Here is a 16,941-nt window from a genome sequence, read left to right on the forward strand (position 1 = left end):
GTGGATTTTCCGTTTTTTGCGGGTGATAATCCGCCCCAGCACTTAGGGGAGAGCCGTCAAAATGAAGTGTGTTGATGATTTTCGCCTGCAGCTGGGCAACAAGCAACTGGTGCCGATCATGATCGGCGGCATGGGGGTGGACATTTCCACTGCCCGGTTGGCGTTGGAAGCTGCCAGGCTTGGTGGCGTCGGCCATATATCCGACGCGATGGTGCCGACGGTGACGGATCGCCGTTTCGACACCAAGTTCGTCAAGACCAAGCTGGCGAAGTACAAATTCAATGTGGACAACCCGGATAAGTCGGTTGTCCAGTTTGATCTGGGCGTGCTGGAAGAGGCCACGCGGCTTCACGTCGGCAACGCCATGCAGCAGAAGCAGGGCGATGGCTTGGTCTTCATCAATTGCATGGAAAAGCTGACCATGAACGCGCCCAAGGAAACGCTACGGGTACGCATGCGCGCCGCCTTGGATGCCGGCATCGACGGCATCACGCTGGCGGCCGGCCTGCACCTGGGTTCGTTCGCGCTGATCGAGGATCATCCGCGTTTTCGCGATGCCAAGCTCGGCATCATCGTGTCCTCGCTGCGCGCCCTGCAGTTGTTCCTGAAAAAGAACGGCCGTTGCGGCCGGATGCCGGATTATGTGGTGGTGGAAGGGCCGCTGGCCGGCGGCCACCTCGGTTTCGGCATGGACTGGGCCGAGTACGATCTGGCAAGCATCTTTACTGAAATCCGCGACTGGTTGAAAGCCGAGCAGCTGGATATCCCGCTGATTCCGGCCGGCGGCATTTTCACTGGCAGCGACGCTGCGGGTTTCTTGGAAGCCGGCGCCGGCGCGGTGCAAGTGGCGACCCGTTTCACGGTGACGCGCGAATGCGGCTTGCCGGAGAAGGTGCAGCAGGAGTATTTCAAGGCCGACGAAGACGATATCGAGGTCAATCAGCTGTCACCCACCGGCTATCCGATGCGGATGATCAAGGGCTGTCCGGCGATTGGCGACAGCATCCGGCCCAATTGCGAGGCTTACGGCTATCTGCTGGATGCGAAGGGCAGCTGCTCCTATATCGAGGCTTACCATAAAGCGCATGAGGCCCATCCGGGCGAGCGCCGCGTGCCCGTTTGGGAGAAAACCTGCCTGTGCACCCATATGCGCAATTTCGATTGCTGGACCTGCGGCCACTATGCGTATCGTCTGAAGGACACAACGCATCGTTTGGCGGACGGCAGCTACCAGTTGCTCAGCGCGGAACATGTGTTCCACGATTACCAATACAGCACGGATCATAAGATTGCGCTGCCTAAGCGCGAGGTATGCCTGTTGGCCGGTTGAGCCTTTGTGCATGCAGTCAGAACGGCATTCGCTTCCATGCAAGCGGGTGCCGTTTTTCTTTGGCATGCCGCATGCGGCGCGGCAAGGATTGTTCATGCCAAATCATTTTGTTGATGTTCGCGGTCTACTTATATAGCATTGACGCTTTGAGCGAGTTGCCCGGGAGAAAGCCGCTGGCATCGCCGTGGATGCGGGTCGCGGATGGCGAGGTTTGCATGCCGCCATCAGCTGCACTACCATCGGCTCACTATGCCACGCTGGCTATGAAGAATTCAGGCCCGATGCTATCTTCCGCCATGGGTGATTGGTGTATATTCGAAATGATTTCCATTTTCTTGCGAACTAATAATCAACAATGAGCAAAACCGACAAGCAGAACCAGCCGGAATCCGTTTCCCAAAAGATTCGCTACCGTTTGCAAGAGGCCGGCGCGCGTTTCCATGCTAACGATAATATCGCCGACTACATCGAGGACGGCGAGCTCGATGCGCTGCAAGACGAAGTCCAGGCTAAATTGAAAACAGTGCTGGAGAGCCTGGTCATTGACATCGAGCATGATCACAACACGCATGAGACGGCCAAACGCGTGGCCAAGATGTTTGTGCGCGAAGTGTTCCGCGGTCGTTATGTGCCGATGCCGCCCAGCACCGAGTTCCCCAATGTGGAACGTTTGAACGAATTGATGATCGTTGGGCCGGTGACCGTGCGCAGCGCCTGCTCCCATCATCTGTGCCCCATCATCGGCCGGGTATGGGTGGGGGTGATGCCCAACGAGAATTCCAATCTGATCGGTTTGTCGAAGTACGCCAGGCTGATCGAGTGGGTGATGTCCCGCCCGCAAATACAGGAAGAGGCGGTTTCGCAAATCGCCGACCTGCTGATGCGCAAGCTGCAGCCTAATGGCCTGGCCATCGTGATGGAGGCCGACCACTTCTGCATGCACTGGCGCGGCGTGAAGGACAGCAATAGCAAAATGACCAACAGCGTGATGCGAGGATCGTTCCTGACGGATGCCACGCTGCGTCGGGAATTCCTGTCGCTGATGCATAAATGATCGAGGAGCATGGCCATGCTGGTTCGCCTGATTTACTGCAGCCGGGCGCAACAACCGATAGAACAGGCGCTGGTGGACGATATTCTGCTGGCGGCGCGCAAGTATAATCCGCCGTTGGGCATTACCGGCCTCCTGTGTTACAGCAAGGATGTGTTCGTGCAGGTGCTGGAGGGCAGCAGGGTCCATGTCAGCCGTCTGTATCTGAAGCTGGCGCGCGATGCTCGCCATCATTCGCTGACCTTGTTGTCGTTCTCGGAAATCGAGCAGCGCAAATTCGCCAACTGGAGCATGGCCGAGGTGGCGCTGGATCAGTTGAACGCCTCTATCCTGCTGCGCCACTCGTCCTTGCCCGTGCTGGACCCGTTCATCATGCCGGGCGCCAGCGTTGAACGCCTGCTGGAGGATCTGGCCGAATCCGGCACGATTCAGTACCGCTAGCGGCGGTTGGCGGTGTTCTTATATTTTTCCCGATGAAGGAGTTATGTTGCTGAACCGCATTGTTCCCGCTCTGGCGCTGCTGGCGCTCGCCGCATCGGCCCAGGCCGCTGCTACGCAGACCTTGCCGTCTGGCGTCACGGTCGAAATCCTGACCCAGGGCAAGGGTGTCAAACCTAAGCCAACCGATACCGTCAAGGTCAATTACCGCGGCACATTCAAGGATGGACGCGAGTTCGACAGCTCGTACAAGAATGGCGGCCCGATCAGCTTTCCCTTGAATCGCGTGATTCCGTGCTGGACGCAGGGCGTCAGCGCGCTGAGCGTGGGCAGCAAGGCCAAGCTGTTCTGCCCCGCCGCCACCGCCTATGGCAGCCGCGGCGCGCCGGGCGCGATTCCGCCGAACACCGATCTGTACTTCGAGGTGGAGTTGCTGGATATCCAGAAATAATCGCGAAGCGATCCAGGCAATGAAACAGGCCCGCTGCTGCGGGCCTGTTTCATTGTCGCGGGAGGGATGTCAGGCCGGGAACAGCGCGCCCAACGGCGCGACGATGCGCTCCAGGTAGTCGGCATCGATCTGATCGAAACTGGCCAACTGGTCGGAGTCGATATCCAGCACCGCCACCACTTTGCCGGAGGCGTCGCGAACGGGCACCACCACTTCGGAGCGCGCGCTGGATGAGCAGGCGATATGGCCGGGGAAGGCGTCCACGTCCTCCACCAGCAGCGTGCGGTTCTGCGCCCAGGCGCTGCCGCAAACGCCGCGGCCGTGGGGGATTCTGGTGCAGGCGATCGGTCCTTGGAAGGGGCCGAGAACCAATTGCTCGCCCTTGACCAGATAGAAGCCGGTCCATAGCCAGCCAAAAGTCATGGCCAGGGCGGAGGAGAGGTTGGCCAGCGCGGCGATGACGTCGGTTTCGCCATCAATCAGGGCGTGCGCTTGCGGCAGCAGCGTCCGGTACTTGTCTTCCTTGCTGTCGCCTTCGATGATCAGATTTTCTGCCATGGATATTGCGTATTCGGGTTGGGGAAGGCGATAGCATACACGGGTTGGCCAAAAAGAAAACGCCGCCCGGGGCGGGGCGGCGTGTCAGTGTGCGGAGCCTTGGCGGGCTTACATCATGTGTTGGCCGCCGTTCATCGCGATATTGCTGCCGGTGATGAAGCCGGCGTGTTCGGAGCTGAGGAAGCCGACCAGCGCGGCGATCTCTTCCGGCTTGCCGAGGCGGCCGACCGGAATTTGCGCGATGATCTTGTTGCGCACGTCTTCCGGCACCACCATGACCATTTCGGTGGCGATGTAGCCCGGGGAGATGGTGTTGACCGTCACGCCCTTCTTGGCGACTTCCTGCGCCAGGGCCATGGTGAAGCCGTGCATGCCGGCCTTGGCCGCGGAGTAGTTGGTCTGGCCAAACTGGCCTTTCTGGCCATTGATGGACGAGATATTGATGATGCGGCCGAAACCGGCTTCCAGCATGCCGTCCAGCACCGGCTTGGTCATGTTGAACACCGAATCCAGATTGGTGCGGATGACGGCGTCCCAGTCGTCCTTGGTCTGCTTCTTGAAGCTGGCGTCGCGGGTGATGCCGGCATTGTTGACCAGAATGGAAACCGGGCCGAGATCCTTGACGATGCGCGCCACCATGGACTGGCAGGCGGCGAAGTCGGCAACGTCGCACTGGTAGCAGTGGATGTCAGTGAAGCCCAGGCCTTTCATGTCGGCCAGCCAGGCTTGTTCACGGCCTGATTTGCTATAGGTGGTGACTACGGTGTGGCCGGTTTCGGCCAGAGTTTTGCAAATGGCGGTTCCGATACCGCCCATGCCGCCGGTGACTAGCGCGATTTTTTTCGTCATGATGCTGGCTCCTCTTTTGGTGTTGAGTTTATGCTTGCGTAATACTGAACCCCTTTTCTTACAGAATATTTAGCGCGATATAAAAAGTAAATAAGAAGTGTGTGCTTGCTTATTTACAAATGCGCTTTCGACAGCTCCTGCGTCAAACGCTGCAACAAGCCCAGTCTATGCGCCGCAATCTCGCCTTTTTCCGCTGCGTTTATGATCGCACAATTAGGTTCGACCCGGTGCGTGCAGTTATGGAAACGGCACTGTCCAATATACCTGCGCAGCTCTGGGAAATAATGAGTTAGATCAAACGCTTTAAGGTGCTTTAAACCAAATTCTTGCAATCCGGGCGAGTCAATCAGGTGGCTGCTTTCGTCCAGGTGGTAAAGCGTGGCGTGGGTGGTGGTATGACGGCCGGAATCCAGCGCGGTGGAGATGTCGCCAATGCGGGCGTTGGCCTCAGGCAGCAGGGCATTGGTCAGGGTGGACTTACCCATTCCGGATTGCCCCACCAAGACGCTGGTATGCCCTTGCAGCAAGGGTTTCAGCGGGGTGAAGTCCTGTTTGGCCGACAGTGTAACCAGCTTGTATCCAAGTTTCACATACAGTTGCAATTTTTCCAGCAGCGCGGCGGTTTCCGGCAGGTCGCACTTGTTGACGACAATGACGGGCTCGATGTCTCCGGCCTCGGCCGCGATCAGGCAGCGGCCCAGCAGCTCCTCATTCGGCGAGGGCACGGCGGCGATGACGAACAGGATGCGCGTGACGTTGGCCGCGATGACCTTGGTCTTCCAGTCGTCCTGGCGGTATAGCAGGCTGCGCCGCTCATGGGCGCGCTCGATCACCGCCTGCTCCTGATTCTGTACCAGGATGTCCACGATATCGCCGCAAGCATAGTCGACGCGCTTGCCGCGGGTGGTGCAGTCATAGGTTTGGCCGTTGGCTTCAACGATGAAGCGGCGGCCGTGGCTGCGGATGATTTGACCTACGCTGGCTGTCATGGGCGCTTGATCAAGGCTTCGGTCTTGGCCGCGCAGATGAAGTCGTTCAGGGTCAGGCCGCCGGCATCGTGGGTGCTGAAGTTGACGACTACACGGTTGTAATGCACCGACAGATCCGGATGATGGTCTTCCTGGTGGGCGATCCAGGCCAGCGCGTTCACAAAGGCCATCGTTTCATGGTAGTTGGCGAAACGGTAAGTTTTGTTCAGCTCGATGCCGGCGATCTGCCATTCCGGCAGCGAGGACAGCAGTTGCTTGACCGTGTTGTCAGCCAGCGGGCTTTGGCCGTGTTGCGGGGTGCAGGACAATTCCAGCAGATTCATGCGTGGTTTCCTTTCAGATGTTGGATGCGCAGCGCGGCGGGCGGGTGCGAATCATAGAACATGGAGTGGATAGGGTCCGGCGTCAGCGTGGACGCGTTGTCGCGGTACAGCTTGACCAGGGCGCCGATCAGATCGTCGGCGCGGGTCTGTTCCGAGGCGAAATCGTCCGCCTCGTACTCATGCCGGCGCGACATGCGGCTGGACAGCGGCGTCAGCGGGAAGGTGAACGCCGGTGTCGCGGTGAAGAACAGGATCAGCGCCATCGCGGTGCTCGGCACGGTGACGCCGAGTCCGGCGTAGAACCACGGCGCGTGCAGCAGCTGGCCCAGCGCCCACAGCAGCGCCAGCGACAGGCCAAAGGCCATGGCGATGCGCTTGACGATGTGGCGGCGTTTGAAGTGGCCCAGCTCGTGCGCCAGCACGGCCTCGATCTCGGCGTGGTTGAGCTGCGAGAGTAAAGTATCGAAGAACACGATGCGCTTGGCGGAGCCAAAGCCGGTGAAATACGCGTTGCCGTGGCTGGAGCGGCGCGAGCCGTCCATGACGAACACACCCTGGCTCTTGAAGCCGGCTCTTTGCAGCAACGACTCGATGCGCGTCTTCAGCGCATCGTCCTGCAGCGGCTGGAACTTGTTGAACAGCGGGGCGATCACCGTGGGGAAGATGGCTACCATCAGCAACTGGAAAGCCGACCACACCAACCACACCCACAGCCACCATAGCGGCCCGGAAATGTCCATCAGCCACAACACCAGGGTCACCAGCGGCAGGCCGATGACGGCGCCGATCATCAGTCCCTTGACCTGATCCATCAGGTAGAGACCGATTGTCGTCTTGTTGAAACCGAAGCGGGCCTCAATGCCGAATGTGCCATACAGGCTCAGCGGCAGCGAAACCAGGCCGCTGATCACCGTAACGGCGGCGATCAGCGCCAGGCCGGACAGCAGTGGCTGGGCAAACCATTGCAGCGAGTGAACGGCCAGCCATTGCAGGCCGCCGCCGAAAGTCAAGGCGGCGATCAGCGCGGTGTCCAGCCAAGCCGACAGCAGGCCGAGCCGGGTCTTGGCGATGGTGTAATCGGCGGCATGGCTGTGCTGTTCCAGGGTGATGCTGTCGCGGAAGGCCGCGGGCACCTGGTTGCGGTGGCGGGCGATATGGCGGATGTGCCGTCCGCCCAGCCACAGTTTCAGACTCAACGTCAACGCCAGCGCGCAGGCGAACAGTAGGGAAAATGCGTCGGTCATGGGTATCGATATGGGTGTCGGGTTTGCCGCCGCGGCGGCAATGAAGGAAAATGGCAGGGTTTTCTCAAGATTGGCTAGTATGGCACAAGATACCAATAACCTCATCTGGCTCGACATGGAAATGACGGGCCTGAATCCGGATACCGATCGCATCATCGAAGTCGCGATGATCGTCACCGACAGCCAGCTGAATGTGGTGGCCGAGTCGCCCGTGCTGGTGATCCACCAGCCGGACGCCGTGCTGGACGCGATGGACGACTGGAACAAGAACACGCACGGCAAGAGCGGTCTGATCGAGAAGGTGAAAAACTCCGCGGTCAGCGAGGCCGAGGCGGAGCAGGCGCTGCTCGAGTTCATGATGCAGTATGTGCCCGAACGGACCACGCCGATGTGCGGCAACACCATTCATCAAGACCGCCGCTTCATGGCGCGCTGGATGCCCAGGCTGGAAGCTTACTTCCATTACCGCAATCTGGACGTGTCCACCCTGAAAGAGCTGTGCAAGCGCTGGAAGCCGGAAGTGGCCAAGGGCGTGGTCAAGCGCGGCAAGCATGAAGCGTTGGCGGACATCCTCGAGTCTATCGAGGAGATGCGCTACTACCGCGAACATTTCCTCAAGCTATAAGCGCGAGGCAAGCCATTCGAGCGGGGCCGGTCCTTGGGCCAGCCCTCTTTTTTTCATTCAGAATATCCCATCGGCAGAAAACATGGCCGCACACCGCCACATCGACATCAACAGCACGCCAACCTGGGCCAAGCTGCATCAGCACCAGCGGGCGACGCGCCAGATGCACATGCGCGAATTGTTTCAATTGGATCCAAACCGCTTCCAGCGCTTCTCGTTGGAATTGGACGGCCTGTTGCTCGATTACTCCAAGAACCGGATCACCGAGCGCACGCTGGAGTTGCTGTTCGATCTGGCCCGGGCGGCGGATCTGAAAGGCTGGATGGAGCGGATGCGCGATGGCGCGCGCATCAATATCAGCGAAGACCGCGCCGTGCTGCACACCGCGCTGCGCCTGCCGGAAGATGCCAGCTTGGTGGTGGATGGCCAGGATGTGGTGGCGGATGTGCATCAGGTGCTGCGGCGGATGCGCGATTTCAGCGACAAGGTGCGCGACGGCGCGTGGCTGGGTTTTGACGGCCAAAGGATTCGGGATGTGGTGAATCTTGGCATCGGCGGCTCGGATCTGGGGCCGCTGGTGGTCAAAGAAAGCTTGTCCGCCTATGCGCATCCGGAGTTGAACGTCCATTTCGTGTCGAATGTCGATGGCCAGCATCTGGCGCGGACGCTGGAGACGCTGCATCCGGCCACCACGCTGTTCATCGTGGCTTCCAAATCGTTCACCACGCCGGAAACGCTGCTGAACGCCCAGGCCGCGCGCGGCTGGTTCCTGCAGGCGGGGACGGAAGCCGATATCGCCCGCCATTTTGTGGCCGTGTCCACCAATGAGCCGGCGGTGCGGGCTTTCGGCATCGATCCGCAGCATATGTTTGGCTTCTGGGATTGGGTGGGGGGGCGCTACTCGGTATGGTCCGCCATCGGCTTGCCGGTGATGCTGTCGGTAGGCTACGACCATTTCCGGGCCTTTCTCGACGGCGGCCACGCCATGGACCGACACTTCTTCGAGTCGCCGTTCGAAGCCAATATGCCGGTGCTGCTGGCGCTCATCGGCATCTGGTACAACACCTTCTATCGGGCGCATACTCATGCCATCATGCCCTACGATCATGGCCTGCGGCGCTTGCCGGCCCACATCCAGCAGCTGGATATGGAGTCTAACGGCAAGCGGGTCGGGCGCTGCGGCGAAGCGCTGGATTTCGACACCGGGCCGGTGATCTGGGGCGAGGAGGGCGCCAACAGCCAGCATGCCTTTTTCCAACTGCTGCATCAAGGCACGCGCTTGGTGCCATGCGACTTCATTCTGCCGCTGAACAGTCATTATCCGCTGGGCAATCAGCACGACGTCCTGGTGGCCAACTGCCTGGCGCAGACCGAGGCCTTGATGCGCGGCAAAAGCGAGGCCGAGGTGATGCAGGAGCTGGGGCATTTATCGGGCGAGGCATTGGACATGCTGCTGCCGCAAAAACTGTTTCCGGGCAACCAGCCCTCCAACACGCTGGCGCTGGACAAAGTCACGCCCTATGCCCTGGGCATGCTGATGGCTTTGTATGAGCACAAGGTGTTTGTGCAGGGGGTGATCTGGGGCATCAACTCGTTTGATCAGTGGGGGGTGGAGTACGGCAAGCAGCTGGCCAGGCGCATCCTGCCGGAACTATCCGGCGACACCGGCGCGCTGTCGCACGACAGCTCCACCAACGGCCTGATCAGGCACTACAGAGAACGACATGGCAAATAGCAGACAACTGGCCGCCGACCTCGGCGCGCTGCTGCTCGGACGCGGCGAAAGCATCGCTACGGCCGAGTCCTGCACGGGTGGATTGATAGCCGCCGCCATCACCGACATTCCGGGCAGCTCTGCCTGGTTCAGCCATGGCGTGGTCAGCTACGGCAATCAGGCCAAACAGCAGTTGCTGGGCGTGCAGGCGTCGTCGTTGATGGATCACGGCGCGGTCAGCGAACTGGTGGTGCGGGAAATGGCGGTCGGCGTGCAGGCACTGGCCGATGCCGACTGGGCCGTGGCGGTTTCCGGCGTTGCCGGGCCGGATGGCGGCTCGCCGGAAAAGCCGGTGGGCCTGGTCTGGCTGGCCATCGCCCATCCCGGCGGACAGACGGAGGCTTGGAGTTGCCACTTTTGCGGCGACCGCGAAGCCGTTCGGCAGCAAACTGTCGAAGAAGCGTTGGCGCGGCTGTTGCAACGCATCCATGGCCACGTGCGCGCGGCTTAACTGTCTTCGTCAGTGTCGGGTTTGGCGGGCGCTTGCCGCGCCCGGGGATGCGCCTGGTCGTAGACCTTGGCCAGATGCTGGAAGTCGAGCGCTGTGTAGATTTGCGTACTGGACAGGTTGGCGTGGCCCAGCAGCTCCTGCACTGCCCGCAGATCGCCTGAGGACTGCAGCAGGTGGGAGGCGAAGGAGTGGCGCAGCATGTGCGGGTGGACATGCTGGCTGGCGCCGGTCTTGATGGCCCAGTCGCGCAGCCGTTTTTCTATCTGGCGGCCGCCCAGGCGGCGGCCGTGGCGGCCGGTGAACAGCGCGGGCTCGTCTGTGGCTGCCTGGCGTTGCGCCAGCCATGTTTGCACCCGGCGCATCGCTTCCGCGCCTATCGGCGCCAGTCTTTCCTTGCCGCCCTTGCCGCGAATCCGCAATAGCTGATCAGAGAAATCCACGTCTTGCAGATTCAATCCCACTGTTTCCGACAAGCGTAGCCCGCAGCTGTAGACCAGCTCGAAGATGGCGCGGTCCCGCGCATCCAGTTCGTCATCGCCTTCTATCCTGTCCAGCAGCGCCGCCGCGCCATCGACCGGCAACGCCTTGGGCAGCAGTTTGTCGCGTTTCGGCGCGCGCAAGGCGCTGGCCGGGTTGTCTTCGCGTTGCCCGCTGTGCTGCAGCCATTGATAGAACTGGCGCCAAGCGGACAGCCGTCGCGCCAGGCTGCGGCTGCCCAGGCCGCGCGCATGTTGTTGCGCCAATGCTTTGCGCAAGTCGATGGCTTGGGCTTCGGCCAGGGTTTTGGGCTGCAACTGGCCAGTCAGCGTTTCCAGATCGGCGCGATAGCCCGCCAGCGTGTGCGGGCTGCGGCCGGCGACGGTCAGGTGGTCGATGAAGCGGGCGATGTCGTCGCGCATGTCAGCGCCGCAGCCGCGCCATCTGCATCAGGCGATCAAACAATTGCAGATCCTGTTCGTTCTTCAGCAGCGCGCCGGCAAGCGGCGGCGGCGCGTTGCGTTCCTGCCGCGCGGCGAGTTCGGTCTCGCTGATGGCTTCGCCGGTCAGCAATTTCAGCCAGTCCAGCAGCTCCGAGGTGGTGGGTTTCTTTTTCAGGCCCGGCAGTTCGCGGATGGAGAAGAACACTTCCAGCGCCTGCTGCACCAACTGCTGGCGGATGTTGGGGAAGTGGGCGTCGACGATGGATTGCATCGTTTCGGCGTCCGGGAAGCGGATGTAGTGGAAGAAGCAGCGGCGCAGGAAGGCGTCCGGCAGCTCCTTCTCATTGTTGGAGGTGATGATGATGATGGGGCGTTGTTTGGCGCGTACGAATTGCTGCGTCTCGTGAACGAAGAATTCCATCTGATCGAGTTCGCGCAGCAGGTCGTTGGGAAATTCGATGTCCGCCTTGTCGATTTCGTCGATCAGCAGCACCGGCGCTTGATCGGCTTCGAAGGCCTGCCACAGCTTGCCCTTGACGATGTAGTTGGCGATGTCGTGGACTTTCGGGTCGCCCAGTTGCGAATCGCGCAGCCGCGATACGGCATCGTATTCGTACAGGCCGTGCTGCGCCTTGGTGGTGGACTTGATCGGCCAGACGATCAGCTCCCGGCCCAGGCTGGCGGCGACTTCCTCGGCCAGCATGGTTTTGCCGGTGCCGGGCTCGCCCTTGATCAGCAGCGGGCGTTGCAGGGCGATGGAGGCATTGACGGCCATCATCAGGTCGTCGGTGGCGATATAGCGTTCGGTGCCGGTAAAACGGGTATTCATTGAGTCAACTATGGCAATGGGTGAGAGAAAGGGGCGGCGGCTGAAAGACAGGCGCCCCGGGCATGCGGATCAGCGGGCGAACTCGCGCTCCAGGTCGTCCAGCGTGATGCTCCAGCTTTTCATCATGTGGCTGAGCAGGGCCATTTCGCTGTCGCTGATGGTGCCGTCGGATTTGGCGATGTCCATCGCCAGCACGCAGGTCAGGATGCGCTTGCGCCGGTCGCTGACTTCGGCCAGCAGGTTGTCCACCCGTTCGCGATCCAGCAGGCGGATGGAGCCGTCTTCGCCGGCTTCGTCGGAAAGGTCGTCGCAGTAGTCGCGCAGCACTTGGGCAAACTGTTTGCGCGGCAGATTGATCAGGTGGTAGACGTGCAGCTTTTCCAGCAACTCGAGTTCGCGCGGGTCCATGTTGCCGTCGGTGATCATGAACATGGCCAGGAGCCTGGCCATCGCCTCTGGGCTGTTGGGCGAGTAATTTCTCATGGCGCTATTCCTTATTTGCTATTGGCTAAGCTTTCCGGTAAAGGCTTCCGGCATTGGGGCGACTTTGCGTGTCTGATAGTCGAAAAAGACGACACCTGTTTTCAATCTTGCCACTTCTTTGCAGCTGTTGTCATCGACTGCCTGATAAATCAGATCGAAACCATGACGGTTGATGTCGTCGGCACCGAGGCGAAAGCGCAAGGCATCGCCATGAAAGGCCTCGGCGCGGTAGCAGATGGCGGTGTCCGCCACGATCAGCCCCAGTCCTTCCACTTGCAGCTCATGCGGGTAACCGAGCGATTTCAGCCAGCGCAGCCGCGCCTCGTGGGCTAGCCGCAGCACCGCGTCGTTGCCCAGGTGGCCGGCGTAGTTGATGTCGCTGATCCGGATGTCCAGCGTGGTCTCGAAAAACATGCGCTCAGGAAGTTCAAGTTTGATGCGTGCCATGGCTTGGTATACTGAAAAGGTGAGAGGCGGATATGGCCTTTATGTCTATAAGACCTAATCTGTGTCAAACATCATGATGCGGGTCTTGATAGACTGGGAGTGTAAGCCAAATTCATATAGGAGCTGCATGTCATGTATCAGAAAATCTTTGTGCCGGTGGATGATAGCGACACCTCCATGATGGCGCTGATTGAAGCTTGCAAGCTCGCCAAGGCGTTCGCTTCGACGGTTCGGCTGGTTCATGTTGTCGATCTGGCGCAGTTTGGCTGGGGCGGTACCGAGTTCCTGGATGCGACGGAGCTGCAGAAGTCGATCAAGCAGGCTGGGGAGCAGGTGCTGCAGCAGGCGGTGGATAGGGCGAAATCGCTGGGTGTGGAGTCGGAGTGCCAGATTCTTGAGAGTTGGGGCGACAAGATCGCCTTGGTGTTGGCCGATGACGCCAGCGCCTGGGGCGCCGATCTGATCGTGATGGGCACGCACGGTTTGGGCGGGCTGATGCATTTGCTGATGGGGAGCGTGGCCGAGGGCGTGCTCAAGGTGGCGGATGTGCCGGTATTGCTGGTCCGTTATGCCGGGGAGTAGGCGGCCTTAAGCGGCAAAAAAGCCGACGCGGGTAGGCCGCGTCGGCTTTGTTTTTCTTATATTTATGGCAATCAGTTGGCGGCCGCTTCGGCGCCGCCTTCTTGCGCTTCGATCTTGGTGCGAACCGCTTTGCGCAGGCTCTTGTACAGATCGGGGTGGGTTTCCTTCAGGTATTCCACAATCTCGAAATCTTCGCGGCGTACCTTGGACAGGTCGATTTGCTCGACGTGAACCAGGCGGAGCAGCTCGCGTACCGGTTTCGGCATGTTGCGGCCGCTTTCGTAGCGGGAGCCGCCGGACTGGGTAACGCCGATGCGGCTCCAGAACTCTTGCTGATTCAGGCCGAGCTTGCGGCGGATTTCCCGCGGGTTCGGGATCTTTTCAAACAGTTTCATGAGTGTTCCTCTCGTATCTGAAACAAATGGTTCTAGTATTTTTTAGGACTTCGCCCTGCTTACTAAAAATAGCAAAAAAAATCCAACAGGAATATTTATGATGCAGGGAAATTAGTGAAGTTCCATGAATTTGAAAATTCAGTTTTGCTAATGTTAGCGCAATCTTATTGTCAAGGACAATGGGATTTTGCGAGGCCGGCGAAAAAAGACGCCTGACTGTCGCAAATCTGCAATCATCTCGACGGGTAATTCTGGGGGAGGGGTGGCGAGCCTGAACCCCGGCACTTGCACTAAGTAACTGTGGCTGCTTCCTTCCGGACCTGACCAGGTTCGCTACCGTGCAATGCGGGGAGGCCCGCCATAGAGAGAACGGATTATATTCAATATTCGACTATTTGACAAGCATTTTTATGCGGCCGCTCTTGGCGCAGATGCGAATGATTCGCCGCTATTGCCGACCGCCAGGCTTGAGTGCAGACTCAACGGCAACGCCATATCCAGAATTCGCCGAGTCCGACTATGAATCCAACCGTTGTCCCGCTGCTGGCCGAGCTGATCCGTTTCGACACCACCAGCCGCCATTCCAATCTGCAATTGATAGAGTGGGTGCAGGCTTATCTTGCCGGCTTCGGCCTGGCTTGCAGGCTCACCTACGATGATGATGGCGGCAAGGCCAATCTGTTCGCGCGCATCGGCAAGCCGGGATTGCCCTTGATCGTGCTGTCTGGGCATAGCGATGTGGTGCCGGTGGATGGGCAGCAGTGGCGCTATCCGCCGTTCGAGCTGACCGATGGAGGCGATGGCCGGCTCTATGGACGCGGCAGCGCGGACATGAAGGGTTTTATCGCCTGCGTGCTGGCGCAGGTGCCTTTGTTTGTGCAATTGGCGAATGAAGACCGGCTGAGGCAAGGCATAGGCATTGCCTTGTCCTACGACGAGGAAGTGGGTTGCCTCGGCGTGGGGAGGCTGATCGATGGGCTGCTTGCCGATGGCGAGTCGATTGCCGGCTGCCTGGTCGGCGAGCCGACTTCGATGCGCCCGGTCATCGCGCACAAGGGCATTGCCCACTATCGCTGCAAAGTGAAGGGGCGCGCCGCGCACTCCTCGTTGACGCCGCACGGCGTCAACGCCATCGAATACGCCGCCCGGCTGATCACCCATATCCGCAAGCTGGCCGACGCCGAAGCCGCATTCGGCCATCATCAGCCGCTGTACGATGTGCCGTTCACCACCATGCAGACAGGGTTGGTTCATGGCGGCGTGGCGTGCAATATCGTGCCGGCCGATTGCGAATTCATGTTCGAGTGCCGCTGGCTGCCCGGCGACGAGCCGCAACGCTTGGTCGCCTCGGTAGCGGATTATGCCGAGACGCTGCTGGTGGAGATGCGTCAGGTCGCGCCGGAGGCGGACATCGTGATCGAGCCTGTGGTGTATAGCCCGGCATTCGAGTCCGACCCGGCTTCGGAAATACGCCATTACGTGGCCAGCCTGTGCGGCTGCGAGGGCGGCGCAGGAGTGGCTTACACCACCGAGGCGGGGTTGTTCAGCCAGGCGGGCATGCCATGCGTGGTGCTGGGTCCGGGCTCGATAGAACAAGCGCATCGTCCGGACGAGTATATAGAGAAGGCCCAGTTGTCGGCCTGCTTCGACTGGCTGGGAGCGTTGACTAGCAAGCTGATCAAATAGACTCAAAAAAAGTTTTGCCTGGAGCTGCGTTAGGCCTCAAAATCCCGGCCTTGTAGTATCGAAGGTCAATGAGAGCCCGCCCGGACGACCTCCGCGCGGGCTTCTTTCTTAGGTGGTAGAGAGAAAAACAATGAGTCAGGACAAAACAAAATCGGGTGGGGCGGCCAAGGCGCGCGACGGATTCACTTCCAGCTTCGGCGTGCTTGCGGCTACCTTGGGATCAGCGGTCGGTCTGGGCAATATCTGGAAATTCCCATATCTGACTGGCACCAATGGCGGAGCGGGTTTTTTGGTAGTGTATGTGTTGGCCACGCTGGTGGTGGGCTTGCCGGTGATGATTTCCGAGATCATGCTGGGCCGCAAGGCCAAGCGCGACGCGGTGACTACGTTGGCGACGCTGGCCCCAAAGGGGCAGCCGTGGTGGTTGATCGGGGCATTCGGCGTGTTTGCCGCCTTCCTGATCATGGCCTTCTATTCTGAAGTGGCGGCCTGGGTGTTCGCCTACATCTTCAAGGCCATTGGCGGCGATATCCTGTCGCGCGATCCCAAGGTGACATCGGGCGCATTCACCGCCTTGATTTCCGATCCGGTGCAGTCGCTGCTGTGGCAGTGGCTGGTGCTGGCGCTGATCGGCGGCATTCTGCTGCTGGGCGTTTCCAAAGGCATTGAGGCGGTGACCAAGAAGCTGATGCCGCTGCTGTTCGTGCTGCTGGTGGTGATAGGCGTGCGCAGCTTGATGCTGCCAGGCGCGAGCCAAGGCTTGGCCTTCCTGTTTACGCCTGATTTTTCCAAGATCAGCGCCGGCGTGGTGCTGACGGCGGTGGGCTTGGCCTTCTTCAAGCTGTCCATCGGCATGGGCACCATGATCACCTACGGCAGCTATTTCCGCGACGATCAGAACATTCCGGCCACCACCTTCCGCGTGATGTGCGCCGACTTGTTCGTGTCGCTGCTGGCCGGCATCGCCATCTTCCCGGCGGTATTCGCTTTTGGCTTCCAGCCGGCGGCGGGGCCGTCGCTGCTGTTCATCACCATTCCGGCGGTGTTCGCCAGCATGCCGCTGGGTCATGTCTTCATGGTGGTGTTTTTTGTGCTGACGGCGATCGCCGCCACCGGCGCGATGCTGTCCATTCTGGAGGTGCCGGTGTCGGTGCTGAGCGAGCGTTTCGGCATCAGCCGCGTCAAGGCGACCGTGATCAATCTGCTGCTGTTGGCCGTGGTGGGCGCGGGCTGCGCCTTGTCCAATAGCCTGGCGGCGGATTTCAAGCTGCATGGCATGACCATGTTCGATCTGTTCGACTTTGTCACATCGAATGTGCTGATGCCCTTGGGCGGAATCTTCCTCTGCCTGTTCACTGGTTGGGTGTGGGGCTATGACCGCTTCCGCGACGCGTTGAGCAATGGCGGCAAGCTGAATAACGAAGGCTTGCTCCGGGTGCTGTTCATCGTGTTGCGCTTCGTATCGCCGGCCTTGATTCTGGTGGTGATGTTGAAGGGCTTGAAAGTGTTCTAAAAA

At 60.0% G+C, this 16,941-nt stretch carries 20 protein-coding genes and 1 other RNA gene; 10 read left to right on the forward strand and 11 right to left on the reverse strand.

What is annotated here, in order from left to right; translation table 11 throughout:
- The first annotated feature begins 61 nt into the window (after positions 1-61).
- The 4 genes from JHD59_RS00610 (at position 62) to JHD59_RS00625 (ending at position 3,270) form a co-directional block, all read left to right on the forward strand.
- Positions 62-1,330, forward strand: a complete 1,269-nt coding sequence (locus JHD59_RS00610) for a nitronate monooxygenase (protein WP_103320572.1) — start codon at positions 62-64, stop codon at positions 1,328-1,330.
- Between the two features lie 355 nt (positions 1,331-1,685).
- Positions 1,686-2,384 (forward strand): GTP cyclohydrolase I, encoded by a 699-nt coding sequence (gene folE, locus JHD59_RS00615; protein WP_103320574.1) that lies wholly within the window; start codon positions 1,686-1,688, stop codon positions 2,382-2,384.
- A gap of 15 nt (positions 2,385-2,399) precedes the next feature.
- Entirely contained in the window at positions 2,400-2,822 is a 423-nt protein-coding gene (locus JHD59_RS00620) for a BLUF domain-containing protein (RefSeq protein ID WP_043625464.1), read from the forward strand.
- A 43-nt stretch (positions 2,823-2,865) separates the two neighbouring features.
- Positions 2,866-3,270 carry an FKBP-type peptidyl-prolyl cis-trans isomerase gene (locus JHD59_RS00625; protein ID WP_043625432.1) on the forward strand — a complete coding sequence of 135 codons (405 nt, stop codon included), beginning with the start codon at positions 2,866-2,868 and terminating at the stop codon, positions 3,268-3,270.
- A 69-nt stretch (positions 3,271-3,339) separates the two neighbouring features.
- On the opposite strand, the gene JHD59_RS00630 is transcribed toward JHD59_RS00625, so the two are convergent.
- The 5 genes from JHD59_RS00630 to JHD59_RS00650 all read right to left on the reverse strand — a co-directional run bounded on the left by JHD59_RS00630 (position 3,340) and on the right by JHD59_RS00650 (position 7,233).
- Positions 3,340-3,828, reverse strand: a complete 489-nt coding sequence (locus JHD59_RS00630; RefSeq protein ID WP_199152748.1) for a GAF domain-containing protein — start codon at positions 3,826-3,828, stop codon at positions 3,340-3,342.
- 108 nt (positions 3,829-3,936) lie between these two features.
- Entirely contained in the window at positions 3,937-4,677 is a 741-nt protein-coding gene (locus JHD59_RS00635; protein ID WP_199152749.1) for a beta-ketoacyl-ACP reductase, read from the reverse strand.
- 113 nt (positions 4,678-4,790) lie between these two features.
- Entirely contained in the window at positions 4,791-5,666 is an 876-nt protein-coding gene (rsgA, locus tag JHD59_RS00640; RefSeq protein WP_199152750.1) for a ribosome small subunit-dependent GTPase A, read from the reverse strand.
- Positions 5,663-5,989 carry a 4a-hydroxytetrahydrobiopterin dehydratase gene (locus tag JHD59_RS00645; protein WP_103320577.1) on the reverse strand — a complete coding sequence of 109 codons (327 nt, stop codon included), beginning with the start codon at positions 5,987-5,989 and terminating at the stop codon, positions 5,663-5,665. Before JHD59_RS00645 ends, rsgA begins: the two co-directional genes overlap by 4 nt.
- Positions 5,986-7,233, reverse strand: a complete 1,248-nt coding sequence (locus JHD59_RS00650; protein ID WP_199152751.1) for a M48 family metallopeptidase — start codon at positions 7,231-7,233, stop codon at positions 5,986-5,988. The genes JHD59_RS00645 and JHD59_RS00650 overlap by 4 nt, the downstream gene beginning before the upstream one ends.
- Before the next feature lie 79 nt (positions 7,234-7,312).
- Here JHD59_RS00650 and orn point away from each other — a divergent pair, with 79 nt between their 5' ends.
- From orn to JHD59_RS00665, 3 genes are all read left to right on the forward strand, one after another.
- A complete protein-coding gene (gene orn, locus JHD59_RS00655) occupies positions 7,313-7,858 on the forward strand; it encodes an oligoribonuclease (RefSeq protein WP_103320579.1) in 546 nt (181 codons plus the stop codon).
- Between the two features lie 82 nt (positions 7,859-7,940).
- Positions 7,941-9,593 (forward strand): glucose-6-phosphate isomerase, encoded by a 1,653-nt coding sequence (pgi, locus tag JHD59_RS00660; RefSeq protein ID WP_199152752.1) that lies wholly within the window; start codon positions 7,941-7,943, stop codon positions 9,591-9,593.
- Positions 9,583-10,083 (forward strand): CinA family protein, encoded by a 501-nt coding sequence (locus tag JHD59_RS00665; RefSeq protein ID WP_199152753.1) that lies wholly within the window; start codon positions 9,583-9,585, stop codon positions 10,081-10,083. Before pgi ends, JHD59_RS00665 begins: the two co-directional genes overlap by 11 nt.
- On the opposite strand, the gene xerC is transcribed toward JHD59_RS00665, so the two are convergent.
- The 4 genes from xerC to JHD59_RS00685 form a co-directional block, all read right to left on the reverse strand.
- On the reverse strand, positions 10,080-10,982 hold the full coding sequence (gene xerC / locus JHD59_RS00670) for a tyrosine recombinase XerC (RefSeq protein WP_199152754.1): 903 nt from the start codon (positions 10,980-10,982) through the stop codon (positions 10,080-10,082). The two genes, JHD59_RS00665 and xerC, sit on opposite strands and share 4 nt — an antisense overlap.
- Position 10,983: 1 nt before the next feature.
- Complete coding sequence (locus JHD59_RS00675) at positions 10,984-11,832, reverse strand: MoxR family ATPase (protein ID WP_043625406.1); 849 nt, start codon at positions 11,830-11,832, stop codon at positions 10,984-10,986.
- A 69-nt stretch (positions 11,833-11,901) separates the two neighbouring features.
- Positions 11,902-12,315 carry a TerB family tellurite resistance protein gene (locus JHD59_RS00680; RefSeq protein ID WP_043625403.1) on the reverse strand — a complete coding sequence of 138 codons (414 nt, stop codon included), beginning with the start codon at positions 12,313-12,315 and terminating at the stop codon, positions 11,902-11,904.
- A gap of 18 nt (positions 12,316-12,333) precedes the next feature.
- Entirely contained in the window at positions 12,334-12,762 is a 429-nt protein-coding gene (locus tag JHD59_RS00685; RefSeq protein ID WP_199152755.1) for a thioesterase family protein, read from the reverse strand.
- Between the two features lie 132 nt (positions 12,763-12,894).
- On the opposite strand from JHD59_RS00685, the gene JHD59_RS00690 reads away from it, so the two are divergent.
- Complete coding sequence (locus tag JHD59_RS00690) at positions 12,895-13,344, forward strand: universal stress protein (protein ID WP_103320584.1); 450 nt, start codon at positions 12,895-12,897, stop codon at positions 13,342-13,344.
- A gap of 71 nt (positions 13,345-13,415) precedes the next feature.
- On the opposite strand, the gene JHD59_RS00695 is transcribed toward JHD59_RS00690, so the two are convergent.
- Positions 13,416-13,739 (reverse strand): DNA-binding transcriptional regulator, encoded by a 324-nt coding sequence (locus tag JHD59_RS00695; protein WP_043625385.1) that lies wholly within the window; start codon positions 13,737-13,739, stop codon positions 13,416-13,418.
- A gap of 261 nt (positions 13,740-14,000) precedes the next feature.
- Positions 14,001-14,099: signal recognition particle sRNA small type (gene ffs, locus JHD59_RS00700), an RNA gene on the reverse strand.
- Positions 14,100-14,258: 159 nt separating this feature from the next.
- Between ffs and argE the strand changes: the two genes are divergently transcribed.
- Together argE and JHD59_RS00710 are read left to right on the forward strand one after the other, a co-directional pair.
- Positions 14,259-15,425, forward strand: coding sequence for an acetylornithine deacetylase (argE, locus tag JHD59_RS00705; protein ID WP_199152756.1), 1,167 nt, complete (start codon positions 14,259-14,261; stop codon positions 15,423-15,425).
- A gap of 130 nt (positions 15,426-15,555) precedes the next feature.
- A complete protein-coding gene (locus JHD59_RS00710; protein WP_103320586.1) occupies positions 15,556-16,938 on the forward strand; it encodes a sodium-dependent transporter in 1,383 nt (460 codons plus the stop codon).
- Positions 16,939-16,941: the final 3 nt, after the last annotated feature.

This window comes from Chromobacterium sp. ASV23, from assembly GCF_016428945.1.
GTDB lineage: Bacteria > Pseudomonadota > Gammaproteobacteria > Burkholderiales > Chromobacteriaceae > Chromobacterium > Chromobacterium sinusclupearum.